The following is an 18,647-nucleotide window of genomic DNA, read 5'->3' as shown; positions in this document are numbered from 1 at the left end:
GTCAAAAATGTCATAAATATGTATGTGCATATTTATTGCCGTTTTATCTGGCGCTGAGTGCTCGGTACTCCGGATGAATCGAGTACTTTGTCTGGTTTGAGGCACGAGACGCCAGGGAAATTCTGGATGCATCATCGACTTCCGATACGATTTCCTGGCGCGTAAGTGCGTTTGGCGGATGGCGTGGCAGAATTTTTTCCAGAGGCAGACTGACATTGAAAGGCCGGCTGCATAACTGTCGTTATTAGCAGCTTGAGAAATGGCATTACTTGTCCAGTTGGGCTGCCTGCAAAGGTCGCCTTTGTTACAGACTAAATTTCAGACAAGGGAAGGCAATATCGGCAGGAAAGAGGGCAGGGGTGTTGCAAGAAATTGACATCGTCAATCGTCAGCGCTTGGGCGGATCGAGCATAAGCGCTAGTTGCATCCAATGCATGGCGTAAGGGTTTTCTTAGTCAAGCAAGAATTTCTTTATAGAAATATTTTGAAGGGTCAGACATAATAGAGGGTCAGACTAATCGCAATCGCAGGAAGAAAATGAACATCATCATCGCATTGGTAGTGGTAGCAATCATCGTCATCGGCGCCGTCGTCGGCATCGCAGCCAGGGGGAAGAAGAAAGCCACGACCTCCAAAAGCCCCGGGTTTTACAAGAAAAAGCCGCTTTCGGACAACGAGCAAGTCATGTACCGCAGGCTGATCAATGCTTTGCCGGACTATACGGTGCTGGCGCAAGTAGACGTGAGCCGTTGCCTGGGCGCCAAGAACGCCACGGCCTTAAATGATATCGGCGCAAAAAACCTCGACTTCGTGATCTGCAATAGAAGCGGCGAGGCCATTGCCGTGGTTGAAATAGGCGACAAGAGCCACGGCAACAAGGCTTTGGAGAAGAAGGAAGAAATGAAGAACAAGGTGCTGAAAAAAGTAGGCATCGACATCGTCAGATGGCGCGCCGGCACCTTGCCGAGCGAGGCCGACATTCAAGCCCGGTTCATCCTGCTGGACCCGATCAAGCAGACCAGGTCGACCAAGCCGAAATCCGCTGCCAGCGGGAACTCTGCTTCGATTATCCCAATCACCCGGAATACACGTACCGGTTAACAGCATCTATTTCTTGCTCTCTACTGCGTCCCGTGACTGGGATCGGGCAGGTAGGGCGGAAAAGCGCAGCGCCTTCCGCCATGTGGATGCGCCAAGCGCATGTGGCACATCCGGCGGCGAATAACGCTGCGCTCATCCGCCCTACTCCTTACGCACTTTCTTGCTCTCGAATTGGCAACAAGCTCCGAGAGTACAAATGCCGCACTTCACAAGCCCAACTCGGTAGGGCACCTTGAACAACCTGTGATTTCGGCGCCACCAGTGGGCCGAGCGTGTGAAACGCGTGCAGAACGCCTCGATGTGGGCCTCTTCAAGTAGACCAGGTGCTGCAAGTTGGAGGCAGCGACTTTCCAAAGTTTTTTCGACGGCCCGCTAATTTTTATTTACAGGCTATCGAGCGTCCTCATAGCCTGCTGCATTTTGTCGGTGAATCCTGTCGCCTCCCCATGCGTCATGACCAGCTCATGGGTGGCGCGTGTCATCGCGACGTAGAGCAAGCGCGCTTCGTCTTTCACATCGTCGTCCGGCTTCAACTCCGCGCCTATGCCCGGAATGCAGACCAGTGGGAATTCGAGTCCCTTGCTGCTATGCATGGTGATCAGCTTGACGCTATCGTGCGCCGGGCTGTAAGAATGGCTCTTGTCCTGCTGCCATTGAAACGGAATCCCTTTGCGTTGCAGACTGTCCGCCAGCGCGCTGCCGATGCCGTAGCGCCGGTAGATGATCGCCATCTCGCTCCAGGCCGTGCCGGTTTTATTTTCTTGCGCCAGTTTGCTGGCCAGATAATCCGCTTCATCGCGCAAGGTGGGCAGCTTGACCAGCAACGGTTTCGGTCCACGGCGGCCGGTGCTCATCGGCTGCAAGGTCGGCGCCTGGTCGTCTTCGGCGTCGTTCGGCGCCAGCAAGTCGTCGGCGAAGGCGCGCGCGACAGATAATATCTCGGTGGTGTTGCGATAGTTCAGCTTGAGAATGGTGGTCCGGCCCTGCGCTTGCACACCGACGCTGGAGAACGAAAACCTCAGTTTTTTCTTGCCGCCGTAAATCGACTGCGCATCATCGTAGAGCACCAGCAAGGAATTTGAGTCCGGATGGATCATCTGCACCACCAGCTTGAACCATTCCGGCTTGAAGTCGTGGCCTTCGTCGATCAGCACCGCGTCATACTGCGCCGACGGAATGATTTTCTGGTCGACCGAGTGAATCAGCTTGTCGACACAGGCTTCGAAATACGCGCCCAGATCGCCATCCTTGGGCGGCACGCCGGCGTTATAGGTTTTCAATTGGCGCACGCACCAGGCGTGGAAGGTCACGACATTGACTTTATCTTGCAATCCTTTGGCCGCGACCATGGCTTCGAGCTTGGTCGCAAGCGTCTTGTTATAGCAAAGAACCAGTATCGGCCGTTGACACAACTTGGCCAGATGCTCCGCGCGATATCCCAGGATCAAGGTTTTCCCCGAACCGGCGACGCCATGAATCACGCGATGCCCTTCGCCCAAGCTGCGCGCCAGTTGTTCCTGCTGCAAATCCATGACGCGCAATAAATCCGGGATCTCGGTCATTTTTTGGCCGGCATCGTCAAACATGTCCGCTTGCGCCGCAATCCGGATTTCCGGAAACATGTGCCAGCGTATCCGGTCGATTTGCGGCATCGAGAGCAGCCGGTTGAATTTGATCGGGAACATTTCCCACAGCCGTTTTTGAAACGCTTCGGGCTCGACGCTTTCCGTCATCTCGTCCTGGCAAATCACCAGATGGGACGGCAGCACATCGCCCATATTGGTGCTGTCGAATTGTTTGCGGCTGATATTCGTCAGCACCACGCCATGACCGTAGGGGAACGAAGGCTTGCCCTGCAGCGAGCCGCTGGGCCAGATCAGCTGCGGGTCGCGGCTGAGCAGATTGGTGACGGCAAACATATACTGGCGCGCTTGTTCCAGCGGATTCAAGACGTGTTTCAGGCCTTGGCCGGTGAGCAGGGCGGCCTGCTGTTTGTCGATGGTCTGAATGGTATCGAGCTTCCAGTCCTTCACCTCCAGCACCAGCAAGCCCCGGCTCGGATGCAGCACGACAAAATCAGGATGCAGGGTCTGCTCGCCGACAGGGACGTCGTACCAGCAGTAATAATCGTCTTCCAGCTTGTCTTCAAGCCGATATGCGAAGCGCTTTTCACCCGAAGTCATTCGAGACAGGCAGGCGCCTATGGTGGGTATCAGGGTTGCCATTTAATTTCTCTATGGAAATAGTAATATTAACTTTGTTCTACAGGAAATGAAACAAGTTCATGGTTAAATAGTTAACTTTTCAATGATTGAATTGGAAAAAACATGAGCCGAACAAATCTTCGTTTCAGTATCTTGTTAGCCTTGATCATCATCAGCCAGCAAAGCGTGGCGGCAAAGGATGCAAGCGCGGCGAAAATATATAAGTGCCAATCGGGCGGCGATACGCTCTACTCGGATGAAAAGTGTCCGTCGGCAGCGCAAACGACCGAGCTGATGATCGAAGACACCAGCGGCGGATTCGTCAGCCCGGATGCGGCAACGATTGCCGCCAGCATGGCACAAATGCGCAGCGACACGCCCTCGGACGGCACGGCAGCTGTGATCGGCAAAAAGCCAGATAGGACGGCCACGGATGTGCAGTGGACTTGCCGAAAACTGGCGCAACGCATCAACAAAATCGACTCTGCATCCCACATCAACGCAAGCCGGAAGTCGCAGCAGAAATTGAAAATAGAGCGCAAACAGCTGGCGGCTAAACAACAGAAATTGAAATGCTGAGGCTCTGAAGCAGGACGCCGGGCTTCTGAAGGTCGACGGCGATTCTTTTAACACCGTTGACGACCCGCCGGATTACTGTAGGGCGGAAAAGCGCAGCGCCTTCCGCCGCTTGATGCACCGCCTGCATTCGATGTATCTAACACGGTGAAACGGCGGATAACGCTGCGCTCATCCGCCCTACCGACTAGATTGGGCGCTATGGCAATTGACGGTTCCAGTGTTGTCAATGTTGGGCTTCGCAAGCTCAGCGCCAACCTACTAATTCGACGCAACATCTGCATTGCGCTGACGTAGGTTGGCGTTGAGCCGAAGGCGAAGCCCAACATTTCTTTAATCATGACCAAATGTTGGGCTTTCCAGCCCAACGACTGGATCAAGCCGTTCAACAATTCCCTCAGCAAAAACACATTCGCTTCACACAGGCAATCTACACTCCGCGATGCGGGCAGTTCGGGTACAGTCCCGGGCCTCAATAACAATCAATAAATAGGGATTTTCTGTATGACTCTGGTCAAAGACAAGCAACGACTTGTCACCATTTTCTTGGCCGCCCTGGTGCAAGGCTTGAGCTTGTATGGCCTGTACTGGGCAAATGCGCATCAGGTCTGGCCGGCGACTCAACCGATCTGGGGCATACCGTTGTTGCTGTTGGCAGCCGGATTGCCGACGGCGATCCAACTCAGTGCCGACCTGGATCGCCGACACATGGCGCGCTTGCTGTTGCCGCTCATCGCTATCGCGCTTGTCATCGGCATCTCGGCCGCCGTCGCGCTGGCCGACAGCCATGACGTCTGGTCTAGCGGCAATCATGTTTTTACGCTTTATTTTTCAAGTCTGGTCCTGGGATTCACCGTGCTGCCTTTCCTGCAGGTATGGAGCGACCGTCAGCAGCAAGGCAAGCTGTATCCGCAACTGTTTTCACGGGCTTGGCAAAACACCTTGTTACTGGCGGAAACCGCGTTTTTTACCGGCGTGTTCTGGCTCATCCTGCTTTTGTGGGGTGCCCTGTTCAATGTCATCAAAATCAGGGTTTTCAGCGAGCTTTTCGCCGAACCCGTTTTCATCGTACCGATCACTGCACTGGCTGCCGGCGGCGCGATGTACCTGGCGCAGACGCGGGAAGCGATTGCGCTGGTATTGCGCAAGCATTGGCTCGGCATCACAGCCTGGCTGTTGCCGTTGATCGGTTTCATTGCGCTGCTGTTTATCGCATCGCTCGCCGGCACCGGCCTGGAACCGTTATGGCGCACCGGCAAGGCGACTTTCCTGATGCTGTGGATGGTGGCGCTGCTGATCAAGTTAAGCAATTCCGCCTATCAGGACGGCGAGCGCGAGGTGCCTTATCCGGCCTGGTTGCAAGCCGCACTCAGATTGGCCCTGCTGACCATGCCCGTGTTTGTCGGCTTGTGCGGCTATGCCTTGTGGCTGCGCATCGCGCAATATGGCTGGTCGGTGGAACGCATCTGGGCCGTGTTCATCACCGCCATCGCCGCTTGCTATGCGATCGGTTACGCCTTGGCGGCGCTGGTGCGCCAACAGGGACGCTGGATGCATTGGATCGGGCGCGTCAACATCGTCGCGGCCGGATTGACGATAGCCGGATTGCTGGGGCTGCTGAGTCCGCTGCTCAGTCCGCAGCGGATTGCAGCAAAAACCCAGGAGCAACGACTGCTGGCCGGCAAAGTCAAGGCGGCCGAATTCGATTTTTGGGCGCTGCGTTTTAACGATGGAAAATATGGCCTGGAAGTGCTGCGGCGCTTGGAACAACTGGATGCCCACCCGGAAAAAGAGGCGATTGTCGCGCAAGCCAAAGAGGCGCTGACAAACAAAAATCGCTACGACCGCATGCAGAAAAAAATCGACTGGAAGGATCGCTTGCGAGTACATCCCGCAGGGTCGGCGATACCGCCAGGCTTGCTCGCGTATTTGAATCAGGACGACAACGAATACCGGATCAATCCCGGTTGCTATCGCTTGTCGACCGACCAGCTTTGCGATTTGATCCAGGTCGATTTGAATAATGACGGCCAGCCCGATTGGGTGATCTTGGGCGAGGGGCAAGGAGCCGTATTGGCGCAACAGGGGGATAACTGGAAATTGCTGGGGTGGTTGAATTTCCGGGGGAAACTGCCGAACGCCGAGATCTTGCAAAAATTGCTGGAACAGAAAGGCTATAAGACGGTCACGCCGCAATATCGGGATTTGATGCTGGGCGGGCTACGTTTGCGTTTAACTCCTGCGGAAGATTGAGGCGCGCACAAGCCGTGTTTATTGGGCGCCATGGCAATTGACGGTTCCGGCGTTGCCAATGTTGGGCTTTGCAGCCCAACGATCCTTCATTAACGTTGCGGCAACAAGCCGCGACTAGCCACGCGCCGCATTAAAATTAAGCCGCTTAAATTTCCATATAGAAATTTAAGCGGCTTTATTTGCTAAAATGAGCGGCTCACTTTCGGAGACTCGCATGCACAAAATCCTTGTCGTTTTTGCTCTTCTTCTAGCGCCGTTCAGTTATGCGGCGACGCCCCAGCAGCAGCTTCATGCTCTGTTCGATACCGACTGGCAGGCAACCATGGAGTTCGCGCCGGAGTTCGCGACCATGGTTGGCGACAATCGTTACAACGACCGTTTGTCCGACACTTCGCTGGCAGCCAGCCGCGCCTTTAACGCGCATGAAGAAAAAATGCTGGCGCAAGTCAAAGGCATAGACCGCAGCCAGTTGAGTGGCCAGGATCTGATTTCCTATGACTTGTTCGTCTATGAAAAGGAAAAGTACATCGCGCAGGCGAAGTTTTATCCGTACAACGCGCAACCGGTCACGCAGCTGAGCGGCATCCAGATCAGCTTTCCGCAGCTGGTCGAGCAAACCCCGTTTAACGACGCCAAGGATTACCGCAATTATCTGAGCCGCTTGCGTGCATTGCCGACGCATGTCGACGGCTTGATTGCGCAATTGCAGCAAGGGATCAAGTCGGGCTGGGTCGCGCCTGAAGCCACGATGCGCATCATCCCGCCGCAACTCAAGGAGTTCGCCGCCACGCTGGACAACGGTCCGCTGACGGCGCCGTTCAAGCATATGCCGGACGCGATTTCAGCGGACGAGCAAGCCAACTTGAAGAGTGAGGGCGACAAGCTGTTGCAGCAGAAGGTCGGACCTGCCATCCGCAAACTGGAAGCCTTTATCAGCACCACTTATTTGCCCGCTTGCCGCAGCACGATTGCAGCGTCAAAGCTGCCGGGAGGACTGCCGTATTACGCCCAGTTGGTGAAGGACAACACCACCACCGCGATGACGCCGCAGGAAATCCACAACCTGGGTCTGCAGGAAGTGGCGCGGATCCAGGCGGAAATGAAGCTGGTGATGAAGCAGGTGGGTTTCGAAGGTTCGTTCGCGGATTTCATCAAGTTCCTGAATACCGATCCGCGTTTCTATTACACCAAGCCGGAAGATCTGCTGAACGGTTACAAAGACATCGTCAAGAAATCGACCGCGCAGTTGCCGCGCATGTTTGCCGAACTGCCACGGGCAGCGGTGGGGGTGAAAGCGGTGCCTGAAGTGGGCGCGGAAAACCAGACCGGCGCTTATTACGAGCCGGGCAATCCGGACGGTTCGCGGCCCGGCTATTTCGTTGCCAATCTGTCCAAGCTGAATTCACGGCCGAAATGGGAGATGGAAACCCTGACCTTGCATGAGTCGGTGCCGGGCCATCATTTGCAAACCGCGCGTGCACAGGAGATCCCGGGCTTGCCTAACTTCCGCCGTTTCGGCTGGTATGTTGCGTTCGGCGAAGGCTGGGCGCTGTATGCCGAGAGCCTTGGCGGCGAGATGGGTTTCTTTACCGATCCTTACTCGAAATTCGGCCATCTCAACGGCGAGTTGTTCCGCGCTGCGCGGCTGGTGGTCGACACCGGCATGCATGCGCTCGGCTGGTCGCGGCAACAGGCAATTGACTATATGAACGTCAATACCGCCAATCCGCCGCACGACAACCAGGTCGAAATCGATCGTTACATCGTCGATCCAGGCCAGGCGCTGGGCTACAAAATCGGCCAGTTGAAGATCAAGGCTTTGCGTGAGAAAGCCGAGCATGCGCTGGGCGACAAGTTCGACCTGCGCCGTTTCCACAACGCCGTGCTCGACAATGGCGGCGTGCCGCTGGCGGTGCTGGAAACGCAGATCGACTTGTGGATTGCGCAACAGACGGCATTGCAGCAACCCGGTAATCCGGTAGCGCATTCAGCGGATCATCCGGACAAGATCTAAGCCGGCCGTATTGTAGGTCGGAAAAGCGTAGCGTCTTCCGACATGGTGCAGCGGAGTCGTACGCCAAGTGCCTGGTTTTAACATTTGGCATTCCTGCTCTGAGGTAGGTAGGTGCGCAGCGTCGGAAGACGCTGCGCTTTTCCGACCTACCGTCCTCTAGCGCCCCGTCATACGGTGGAGTAGGCTATGCAGGTTGCCAGCTCTGCTATGGCCGACCACGGGGTGCCGCTATGGAAAAGACCGCATTTGTTTTCGCCGGTGGTGGAAGTCTTGGCGCCATCGAGGCTGGCATGCTGCGCGAGTTGATCGCCGCCGGCATCCAGCCGGATTTCCTGGTCGGCGCGTCCGCCGGCGCCATCAATAGCGTGTTCTTCGCGTACCAGCCGCATGCGGCCGGCGCGATGCGGCTGGAGTTCTTGTGGCGCGGCATCCGCCGCCAACAAATCATGCCGTGGTCGATTCTCTCGATTCTCGGCGCGTTTCGCACCCATGGCACCCACCTGGTCAGTTCCAACAAATTACGCGCGCTGCTGTACGAGCATTTCGGCACCCGGCTGCTGGAGGATTGCGATCTTCCGGTCTATGTGGTCGCAACAGATATGCATAGCGGCAACGAGGTCGTCCTTTCCTCCGGACCGGCAGTCGATGCGGTGTTGGCTAGTACTGCCATCCCTGGCGTGTTTCCGCCGGTGACGGTGGCCGGCAATCTGCTGATCGACGGCGGCGTCGCCAACAATACGCCGATCTCGACCGCGATCCGGCTGGGTGCGGCGCGCGTGATCGTGCTCAGCACCGGGTATACCTGTGCCGAGCGACGCGAGCCGAGAGGGGCGCTGGAGCACGCCATGCGCGCCCTCAACCTGCTGGTGGCGCGGCAATTGGTGACCGATCTGGAGCGCTGGGCATCGCATGCCGAGATCGCGGTGGTGACGCCGCTTTGTCCGCTGGATGTGTCGCCGTACGACTACAGCCAGTGCGGCCTGCTGATCGACCGGGCAGCGGCGGAAACCCGCCGCTGGCTGGAGTCGGGCGGGCTGGCCCGGCGCGGCGTCCCGAGCGCACTGCGGCCGCATTCGCATACGCAGGCTGAAACGGCCGAGGCTTAGGAGACTGGCAGACGACTTTAGCGTGCAGCTTCCGCCAGCGCCAATGCCAGCCGATTGTGGCGTTCCAGCACATTGCCCAGATCGACCGTGGTGAACTGGCCGTCGCGCACCACCACCCGGCCGTTGATGATGCTGTAGGCGACATCCGACGGCGTGCAGAACACCAGCGCCGCGACCGGGTCGTGCCAGCCGCCGGCGAAGCCGAGCCGGTTCAGGTCGAACAGCACCAGGTCGGCCGACATGCCCGGCTTCAAGGCGCCGATGTCGTCGCGATTCAAGACCTTGGCGCCGCCCAGCGTGGCGAGTTCCAGCGCCTGTCGCGCCGTCATCGCATCCGGTCCGAAGCCGACCCGTTGCAGCAACATCGCTTGCCTGACTTCGCCCAGCATGTGGGCGCCGTCGTTGGACGCCGAGCCGTCGACGCCGATGCCGACCGCGACGCCGGCGTCGACCATCTTGCGGATCGGCGCGATGCCGGAGGCCAGCCGCATATTGGAGCAAGGGCAGTGCGCGATGCCGGTGCCGGTGCGGGCGAACATATAAATGCCGTCGTCGTCCAGCTGAACGCAGTGGGCGTGCCAGACATCGTGGCCGACCCAGCCGCAGTCTTCCGCATATTCGGCCGGCGTCATGTTGAATTTCTCGCGGCTGTAGGCGATGTCGTTGGCGTTTTCCGCCAGGTGTGTGTGCAGCGAAACGCCGTGATGACGGGCCATGCCGGCCGCCTCGCGCATCAAATCGCGCGACACTGAAAACGGCGAGCAGGGCGCGACCACGATCCGTTGCATCGCATGGCGGCTGGCGTCGTGGTAGGTCTCGATCAGGCGCTGGGTGTCTTTCAGGATCGCTTTTTCGTCTTCGACCACCCTATCGGGCGGCAGGCCGCCCTTGGATTGCCCGACACTCATGGAGCCGCGCGCGGCATGGAAACGCATGCCGATTTGTTGCGCGGCTTCGATGCTGTGATCGAGCTTGCAGCCGTTCGGGTAGATGTAGAGATGATCGCTGCTGGTGGTGCAGCCGGACATGATCAGCTCCGCCATCGCGGTCAGGGTCGAGACCTGGATCATCTCCGGCGTCAGGTTGGCCCAGATCGGATACAGATTGTTGAGCCAGTTGAACAGCTCGCCGTTTTGCGCAGCCGGGATCACCCTTGTCAGGCTTTGGTACATGTGGTGGTGAGTGTTGACCAGGCCGGGGATGACCACATGATTGCCGGCGTCGATCACTTCGTCGGCGGTTGGCGGCAGGTCGGCCGTGTTGCCGACCTGTTCGACCACGTTGTTGCGGATGAAGATCGCACCGCCGGCGATTTCGCGGCGGGCGTCGTCCATCGTGACCAGGATGCGAGCATTTTTTATTAGTAAGGTTTTAGACATTGCAGTGGATATGAATACGCTGGTTCAAGATTTTGGCGTGAAGTGGCGCAGGAAATCCAGCAAGATTTGCGCGGATACTTCGGCATCGTCGGCAGTCATTGTTTCCAATGGATTGTGGCTGATGCCGCCGTTGCCGCAACGCGTGAACAGCATCGCGACATCGGTTATTTTGGCGATGGTCATCGCATCGTGACCGGCGCCGGATGTGAGTTTGAAAGGCTGGACGCCGGCCCGTTCGGCGGCTGCCGCCAATTGCTCCATCAGCCACGGCGCGCACGGCGCGGCCGGCGCCGAGACCATTTTTTCGACGCTGGCTTCGATACAGCGGCGTTGGCAAACGGATTCGATGTGTTGCAGGACATCGAACACCGCCGCATCGCGCACGGCATCGTCGGCAGCACGGATATCGAGCGAGAAAATGCAGGCGCCGGGGATCACATTGGTCGAGCCGTTCGGCACTTGCAGCTGGCCGACGGTGCCGACCAGCGATGCGCGTTGATCCTGCGCGCAGCGCTGTTCGACATACAGCAGGATCTCGGCGGCGGCAACGGCGGCGTCCTTGCGCATCGCCATCGGCGTGGTGCCGGAGTGGCTGGCCACGCCTTTCAACTGCACCATGTAACGGCAACTGCCGGCGATCGAAGTGACGATGCCGGCCGGCAGGTCGCGTTGCAACAAGACCGGACCTTGTTCGATATGGACTTCAACGTAGCCCAGCAGATCGGCCGGATTGCGGGCAATCGCAGGGATGGCGGCGACGTCGTGACCGGCGCTTTGCAGCGCTTCGCGCATGGTGATGCCATCGCGGTCGGTGTTATTGAGCAAGTCCAGGTCGAACTGGCCGATGACGGCATTGCTGCCGAGGAAAGTGCTCTTGAAGCGGACTCCTTCCTCTTCCGAAAAGCCGATGATTTCGAGATGGAAGGGCAGTTTTTCGCCGCGTTGATGGAGATGTTGGACGATGGCGATGGGCAGCAGGATGCCTTCGCGGCCATCGTATTTGCCGCCGTTGCGCACCGTGTCGTAATGCGAACCGGTCATCAGTGTCTTTGCTTGCGGATGATCGGATAGATAGCGGCCGACGACGTTACCGGCTGCATCGATTTCCACCTGCATGCCGGCTTCGCGCATCCAGCTGGCTATCTGCGCCGCGGTGCGGGTATGGGCTGCCGTCATGTAGGCGCAGGTGAGGCCGTTGTCGTCATCGCTCCAGGCCCCGATCTGTTCGGCCCAGCGCATGATGCTGTTGCCGAGTTGCGGGCTGTGGCCGAGCAGGTCGTTGATGCGCATTTCGGCGATGCGGCCAATCTGGCGCAGCGCTTCGGCCAGTTCGTCGTCCAGCTGATTCTTAAGGCGGCGGGTAAAGGTGGCGATGATCGCCTGCCGCGACAGCCCTTGGCCGTCGGCGCCTTTGACGGCGAGGATGAACGGGAAACCGAATTTGCTGTTGTAATCGGCGTTCAGCGTTTGCAGCGCGGCGAATTCTTCCGGGCTGCAATTGTTGAGCCCGGCCTTGGCTTGCTCGCCGGTGGATTCGGCCGTCAGCTCGCCGGCGATGGCGGCCTTGCCGGCCAGTTCCGGGTGGGCCCGGATCAAGCCCAGTTGCTGCTCTATGCCGGCGCTGCTGACGACCTGCTGCATCGCCAGTTTTAGCGCGGTGATCGTCGCAAAAGGGCGCTGCGCCGCGGCCCGCTCGGGGATCCACGGCGAGTGTTCATAAATGCCGTGCAGTGCGGCGACGAAAGTCTGCGTATCGCAGCTGTTCAAATGTTCCAGCGTGGTCATGTGCATCGTCGGCGGGTCCCACCCGCCTGCTCCTCATGGTTAAATCTTCACGGGTGGGACCCGCGTTGCTGGTTGTTAATGGGCACCTCGGAAAACCGTAGCGAGCGGTTCAAGGTCGGGGCGACGATGTTGCAACATCTGCACCCGTACGAAGGTACGGCGAGCATCGCAGCCTCGAGATTGAGCCGCGCAGTAGGTTTTTCGAGGTGCCCTAATGATCCGAACTTTGTGCCGCTGCCAATGCATGGGAGCGTACATCTTCCCTGGAACCCTGGCCGTTGAAGAACAGATTCAACAGTACCGCCATGGTGGATGCAAGCAAGATGCCGCTGTGCAGGATGGTGGACAGGAATGCAGGCATTTTGTCGAAAAAACTTGGGGCTACCAATGGAATCATGCCGGCGCCAAAACTGACGGCGACGATGAACAGATTGTTGCGGTTACGGTTGAACTCGACGGTCGACAGAATCTTGATGCCGGTTGCCGCCACCATCCCGAACATCACAATGCCGGCGCCGCCGAGGACGAATTGGGGGATAGATGCGGCGACGTGGGCCATCTTCGGGAACAGGCCGAACATCATCAGGATCACGCCGGCCGCGGCGCACACATAGCGGCTGCGGACGCCGGTGACGCTCACCAGACCGACGTTTTGCGAGAAAGAGGTATATGGGAAAGTATTGAATACGCCGCCGATGATGCTGCCCAGGCCGTCGACCCGCAGACCGCGCGCGAGCGTCTTGTCATCCACTTTTTTGCCGACGATTTCACCTAGCGCGATGAACATCCCGGTCGATTCGATCATCGTCACCACCATCACCAGGCACATGCTGACAATCGAGCCCAGGTCGAATTTCGGCCAGCCGTAGTGGAACGGCCGGATGAAGGAAAACCATTCCGCATCGCCCAGGCCGTAGAAGCTGATTTTGCCCATTGCCAACGCAATGATGAAGCCGATGATCATGCCCATCAGCACCGAGATGTTGGCGATAAAACCTTTGACGTATTTGGTGATCAGCAGGATGGATATCAGCACGATCAGGGCGATGCCAAGACTGGTCGGGGCGCCGTAATCGGGATTCGGTATCTTGGTAAACACGCCGTCGACCAGGGTCCCGATCACCGGTTGGCCGCCCGCTGCCCAGTTGATGCCGACGCCCATCAAGGAAATCCCGATCACGGTAATCACGGTGCCGGTAACGACCGGCGGGAAGTAGCGCATCATGCGGCTCATGTAGGGTGACGCCAGGACGCAGAACAGGCCGGCGCAAATCACCGCCCCGTAGATATGCACGATGGTCAGCTGCGGATTGCCGGCCATCGCCACCATCGGGCCGACGGCGGCAAACGTGACGCCCATCATCACCGGCATCCTGATGCCGAATTTCCAGATGCCCAGGCTTTGAATCAAGGTCACCAGACCGCAGCAAAACAAGTCTGCACTGATCAGGAAAGCGATATCGCTTTTCGGCAGCTGGAGGGCACCGCCTATGATCAGCGGTACGGCAATGGCGCCGGCATACATCACCAGCACATGCTGCATGCCGAGTGCGGTGAGCCGGGTTATCGGCAGCTTTTCATCGACCGGGTCTATCGTGGCAGTCATCGTGCGTCTCCTCGGGATGGGATTTTTTAGTTGTAATCGAAAGCCGCTTGGGGGGCTTGTGGCATCCGATACTATAGTGCCCGGTCGGTCGAGGTATATACGATGACTGATAGTTGATTTATGAATTTGGATATATGTTGGGCACGAGCTGCAATTTCGTTTCTACTCGGTAATCATCGATTTTGCAGCGATGCCGATTTGTTCGCGCAGCCATTTGTGCTCGGTCGCCTGATGCACTCTTTCATGCCAGAGCTGATAAAAGCGCATCGGCGGGAATTTGATCGGCAGGATGAAGCTTTTTAGCGGCAGCGTTTTTTCATAAAAGCGCGCGAACTGGCGGCCGGTGGTCAGCACCAGGTCGGTTTGCGCCACCATGTAGGGCAGCATGCCGAAGTAAGCCGATTCGACCACCACGTTGCGGTTCAGGTTCTGGCTGTCGAGGTAGGAATCGATGATGCCGTGATAGCCGGGCAGTACCTGCCACGGCGCCACGTGCGGCAGCGACAAGTAATCTTCCACCGTCATCTGATCGGGGCCGGTGCGTTTGGCATAGGCGCTGTCGGCGCGCATCAGGCAGACGATGGGATCGTCGAACAGTTTGGACAGGTGCAGATGCGGCGGCGGCTCATCCCAGTTGGCAATCACGAGATCGAGATCGCCGTCGGACAGCAATCTGACGTAATCGGTGGCGGGTCCCAGCGCGTGGATCACGATGCGGCTTTTCGGCGATTCGCGCCGCAGACGGGCGACCACTTCCAGGAAGAATGGCGTATTCATGTAATCCGGGGCGGCGATATGGAAGGTGCGCGCTTCGGCCTGCGGCACGAAAGCGGTCTTTTGCACGAACAGACGCTCTGTTTCTTCCAGAATCCGCTTGGCTGGCTTCAACAGGCTTTCTCCATGCTGGGTCGGCACCATGCCCCTGGCCCCGCGCACCAATAGCGGATCGCCGGTCAGTTCGCGCAATTTGCGCAGCGATGCCGAAATCGAAGGTTGCGGCTGATTCAGTTTGAGCGCCACGCGCGACACATTCTTTTCGCACAGCAGCAGATACAAGATGCGTATCAGGTGCAGATCCAGGTGGTCCGGCAGCTTTGCCATGTTGTCTCCGATTGATTTTTGGGCGCCTCGAAAAACCTACTGCGCTTCTCGCCCCGACCTTGAAGCGCTCGCTACGGTTTGTCGAGGTGCCCTTTATTTGGAATCGCCGGAATTCATTTTGTTATATCAATATACGTATGTCAAATATACTGAAAATTCCATGTTTTAAGACTCCAGCGCGTTTATCTTGCGTAAATCTGACGCGTTTTGAATGGTGAATTTGCCAGGAGTCTGTCGGCCTTAGGGAATCGGAGCGAAAAAATGGCTGAGCGAGGACAGATTTTGCGGATATTTTTTCCAATAGCGGGACTATTGAAAAAAATATCGGTGAAATATGGACCGCTCAGGCGTTTTTGCAGCCGGTTCCCTAAGGCCGATAGACTCCTAGGGGATTACCATAGCAAGCGCGCTGGAATATATATGGTCGCAGCGGAGCTGTTGGTTAAAAAGTTCGCGGCTAGATTATGAGGGGGTGTCCCTCTCTCGTTTGCAGAGCCCGCGGTGGCAAACGAGCGATAAACGTGGGGAAGACATGGATGCAATGTTGGTTTCGTATGGGCTCGAATGGCTCAATCTGCTGGTGCGCTGGCTCCACCTGATCACAGGTATTGCGTGGATCGGCGCGTCATTTTATTTCGTCTGGCTGGATAACTCGATCCGACCGCCAAAGCCTGGCTCCGACCTGGCTAAAAAAGGCGTCGCCGGCGAACTCTGGGCAGTCCACGGAGGCGGCTTTTACAACCCGCAAAAATACCTGGTGGCGCCGGCCGAATTGCCGGAAGAACTGCATTGGTTCAAATGGGAAGCCTACGCCACTTGGCTGTCGGGCTTTGCGATGCTATTCATCGTGTATTACTTCAATGCCTCGGCGATGATGATCAACAAGGACGTGGCCGATCTGAGTTCGTGGCAAGCGATTGGGGTTGGTCTGGGGACGCTGGTGGTCGGCTGGACAGTGTACGACCTGCTGTGCCGTTCGCCGCTGGGCAAGCGCGACGGTTTGCTCGGCATCGTGATGTATCTGTTCATTGTCGCCGCCGCTTATGTGCTGAGCCATTTGCTGAGCGGGCGTGCCGCTTACATTCATGTCGGCGCAATGATAGGCACGATGATGGTCGGTAACGTATTGATGGTGATTATTCCCGGTCAGCGCAAGCTGGTGGAAGCGATGCGGCAGGGAAAATCGCCCGATCCGATATACGGCAAGAAGGCCAAGCAACGCAGCGTTCACAACAACTACTTCACGTTGCCGGTGTTGTTCATCATGATCAGCAACCACTACGCGATGACTTATAGCCATCCCTACGGCTGGTTGATTCTGGCTGCCATCATTGCCGCCGGTGCATTGATTCGCCATTTCTTCAATCTGCGCCATGCCGGTCGCGTATCGCTCGGTTTTCCGGCCGCCGGTGTCGCGTTGCTGCTGGCGGTGGCGGTGGCGATTGCGCCGCGCCCGGTAGCGACGCCGACGGCAGTAGCCGTAGCGCCGACCGTCGACGCGGCGCCTGCCGGTACTGCCGCGATAAACGTGGCTGCCGCGCCGGCAGCAGACTTTTCACGCGTGCAACGCATCATTGCGCAACGTTGCGCCACCTGCCACTCGGCTCAACCGACCCAGCCCGGGTTTGCGACCGCGCCGGCCGGAGTGATGTTGCAAACACCGGAACTGGTGCGCCAGCATGCGGCCAAGATTTACCAGCAGGCGGTACAACTGAAGGCCATGCCGATCGGTAATTTGACGCACATCACCGACGATGAGCGGGCGGCAATTGGTGCCTGGTACGAGGCTGGCGCAATGTAAGCACACAGCGGGCCAGAGCGATCGGGCGCTGGGGGCGGCTTCTTGCCGGTCTCTGATCATCAAATTTAAAAGGTATAACAGGAGTTCCTATGTCGCACACCATCACCATCGACGGCTTCAACCTGACTGCGCAGCAAGTCATAGCGGTCGCTCGCGCCCCGCATTTAAGCGTCAATCTGGCCGAGTCCTCGCGCGAGGCGCTGAAGCGTAGTCGCGACTATATCGAGGCGACCTGGATGCACGATGAAGCGCCGATGATGTACAGCTTCAATACCGGCGTCGGTTTGCTGAAGGACACCCGCATCAAGGTTGAGCACATCGAGCTGTTCCAGACCCAGTTGATCAAGGCCCATTGCGCCGGTATCGGCGAGCCGTTTTCGGAAGAAGTCAGCCGCGCCACCATGCTGCTGCGTGCCAACGCCTTCGCCAGCAATTATTCTGCGCCGCGGGTCGAAGTAGTCGATCGGCTGCTGGCTTTCCTGAACGCCGGGATTCACCCGATCATGCCGCAAAAAGGGTCGGTTGGCGCCTCCGGCGATTTGGCGCCGCTGTCATATCTGGCAGCGGCAATTGCCGGTTTCGACGAAGCCGAGGTGATGTACCAGGGGCAGCGCATGAGTGCGCCTGCAGCGATTGCCAAAGCCGGCCTTGGGCCGGTCAAATTCGATTTGAAAGCCAAGGATGCATCGGCCCTGATCAATGGTTGCACGGCGTCGCTGGCGGTGGCGGTGCTGGTCGCGCACGATGCCCGAAATCTATTGAGCGATGCCTGCCTGTCGCTGGGGCTGACGCTGGAAGCGATGCGCGCCGAAATGGCGGCTTTCGATCCACGTATTCAACAGGCGCGGCCGCATCCGGGGCAGATCAAGACCGCCGCCATCATTCGCAAATTATTGTCGGGATCGACCCGCACCACGCACGCGGCACGGGCGGTGCAGCTACCGGAAGAACTGCGTCGCACCGATATTCCTTACACCGCCAGGATTCAGGATGTGTATTCGCTGCGCTGCGCGCCGCAGGTATATGGCCCGGTATTCGATGCACTGGATTACATCGACAACATCGTCGACAAGGAAATCAATTCCGCTACCGATAATCCCCTGATCTTCGATAAGGAGGAGGGCGGTTTCGAAATCATTTCCGGCGGTAATTTCCACGGCCAATACCTGGCGCAGGCGATGGATTTGCTGGCGATGGCGATCACCGATCTGGGTAGCATCTGCGAGCGGCGCGTTGCGCGCCTGATCGATCCCACCTTGTCGTGGGGTTTGCCGCGCAATTTGATGAGCGGCGTACGCGGCGTCAACACCGGCTATCCGGTGGTGCAATGTTCGCTGAGCTCGCTGGTGATGGAAAACCGCACCTTGTGCATGCCGGGCAGCGTCGACAGTATTCCAGCCAAGGGCAATAGCGAAGACCATGTCTCCAATTCGACCTGGTGTGCACGCAAGGCCGCGACCGTGGTCGCCAACACCCAATACATTATCGGCGTCGAAATGCTGCTGGCGGCGCAGGCGCTGACGATGACCGAGAATCTGCTGCTAGGTTTTGTGCTGGGACAGGGCACGCAAGCCGCGTATCAGGAAATCCGTCGCCAGATCCCGGCTTGCCTGGAAGGCGATCGCTGGTTCCACGACGATATCGTGATGGCGCAGTCGTTCGTCGTTAGCGGTTCGGTGCGGGCCGCGGTGGAGAAGGAGATTGGCAAGTTCGCTTGATTG

The 18,647-nt window shown here is 57.9% G+C and carries 12 protein-coding genes; 7 read left to right on the top strand and 5 right to left on the bottom strand.

Going from position 1 to position 18,647, the window contains the following annotated elements; genetic code table 11:
• The first annotated feature begins 537 nt into the window (after positions 1 to 537).
• Positions 538 to 1,101, top strand: a complete 564-nt coding sequence (locus ACFPM8_RS18160) for a DUF2726 domain-containing protein (RefSeq protein ID WP_378999598.1) — start codon at positions 538 to 540, stop codon at positions 1,099 to 1,101.
• Positions 1,102 to 1,484: 383 nt separating this feature from the next.
• Here ACFPM8_RS18160 and ACFPM8_RS18155 read toward each other — a convergent pair whose 3' ends face one another.
• Positions 1,485 to 3,326: a DEAD/DEAH box helicase gene (locus ACFPM8_RS18155; protein WP_378999596.1), complete on the bottom strand. Its 1,842-nt coding sequence runs from the start codon at positions 3,324 to 3,326 to the stop codon at positions 1,485 to 1,487.
• Between the two features lie 102 nt (positions 3,327 to 3,428).
• Between ACFPM8_RS18155 and ACFPM8_RS18150 the strand changes: the two genes are divergently transcribed.
• The 4 genes from ACFPM8_RS18150 (at position 3,429) to ACFPM8_RS18135 (ending at position 9,254) form a co-directional block, all read left to right on the top strand.
• Positions 3,429 to 3,884 carry a hypothetical protein gene (locus ACFPM8_RS18150; protein ID WP_378999595.1) on the top strand — a complete coding sequence of 152 codons (456 nt, stop codon included), beginning with the start codon at positions 3,429 to 3,431 and terminating at the stop codon, positions 3,882 to 3,884.
• Positions 3,885 to 4,385: 501 nt separating this feature from the next.
• A complete protein-coding gene (locus tag ACFPM8_RS18145) occupies positions 4,386 to 6,134 on the top strand; it encodes a DUF4153 domain-containing protein (protein ID WP_378999593.1) in 1,749 nt (582 codons plus the stop codon).
• A 214-nt stretch (positions 6,135 to 6,348) separates the two neighbouring features.
• A complete protein-coding gene (locus ACFPM8_RS18140; RefSeq protein WP_378999590.1) occupies positions 6,349 to 8,148 on the top strand; it encodes a DUF885 domain-containing protein in 1,800 nt (599 codons plus the stop codon).
• 230 nt (positions 8,149 to 8,378) lie between these two features.
• On the top strand, positions 8,379 to 9,254 hold the full coding sequence (locus ACFPM8_RS18135) for a patatin-like phospholipase family protein (protein WP_378999588.1): 876 nt from the start codon (positions 8,379 to 8,381) through the stop codon (positions 9,252 to 9,254).
• A gap of 17 nt (positions 9,255 to 9,271) precedes the next feature.
• Here ACFPM8_RS18135 and ACFPM8_RS18130 read toward each other — a convergent pair whose 3' ends face one another.
• The 4 genes from ACFPM8_RS18130 to ACFPM8_RS18115 form a co-directional block, all read right to left on the bottom strand.
• Complete coding sequence (locus tag ACFPM8_RS18130) at positions 9,272 to 10,633, bottom strand: 8-oxoguanine deaminase (RefSeq protein ID WP_378999586.1); 1,362 nt, start codon at positions 10,631 to 10,633, stop codon at positions 9,272 to 9,274.
• A gap of 24 nt (positions 10,634 to 10,657) precedes the next feature.
• Positions 10,658 to 12,418 carry an allantoate amidohydrolase gene (locus tag ACFPM8_RS18125; RefSeq protein WP_378999583.1) on the bottom strand — a complete coding sequence of 587 codons (1,761 nt, stop codon included), beginning with the start codon at positions 12,416 to 12,418 and terminating at the stop codon, positions 10,658 to 10,660.
• 211 nt (positions 12,419 to 12,629) lie between these two features.
• Positions 12,630 to 14,024 (bottom strand): nucleobase:cation symporter-2 family protein, encoded by a 1,395-nt coding sequence (locus ACFPM8_RS18120; RefSeq protein WP_378999582.1) that lies wholly within the window; start codon positions 14,022 to 14,024, stop codon positions 12,630 to 12,632.
• Between the two features lie 162 nt (positions 14,025 to 14,186).
• A complete protein-coding gene (locus ACFPM8_RS18115; RefSeq protein WP_378999580.1) occupies positions 14,187 to 15,125 on the bottom strand; it encodes a LysR substrate-binding domain-containing protein in 939 nt (312 codons plus the stop codon).
• 532 nt (positions 15,126 to 15,657) lie between these two features.
• On the opposite strand from ACFPM8_RS18115, the gene ACFPM8_RS18110 reads away from it, so the two are divergent.
• On the top strand, positions 15,658 to 16,926 hold the full coding sequence (locus ACFPM8_RS18110) for a urate hydroxylase PuuD (RefSeq protein WP_378999579.1): 1,269 nt from the start codon (positions 15,658 to 15,660) through the stop codon (positions 16,924 to 16,926).
• 89 nt (positions 16,927 to 17,015) lie between these two features.
• A complete protein-coding gene (locus ACFPM8_RS18105) occupies positions 17,016 to 18,644 on the top strand; it encodes an HAL/PAL/TAL family ammonia-lyase (RefSeq protein WP_378999577.1) in 1,629 nt (542 codons plus the stop codon).
• Positions 18,645 to 18,647: the final 3 nt, after the last annotated feature.

This window comes from Paraherbaspirillum soli (assembly GCF_042654985.1).
GTDB lineage: Bacteria > Pseudomonadota > Gammaproteobacteria > Burkholderiales > Burkholderiaceae_D > Paraherbaspirillum > Paraherbaspirillum soli.
The sequence above is the reverse complement of the archived record's forward strand: the minus strand, read 5'-3'. Positions and strand labels throughout refer to the sequence as shown.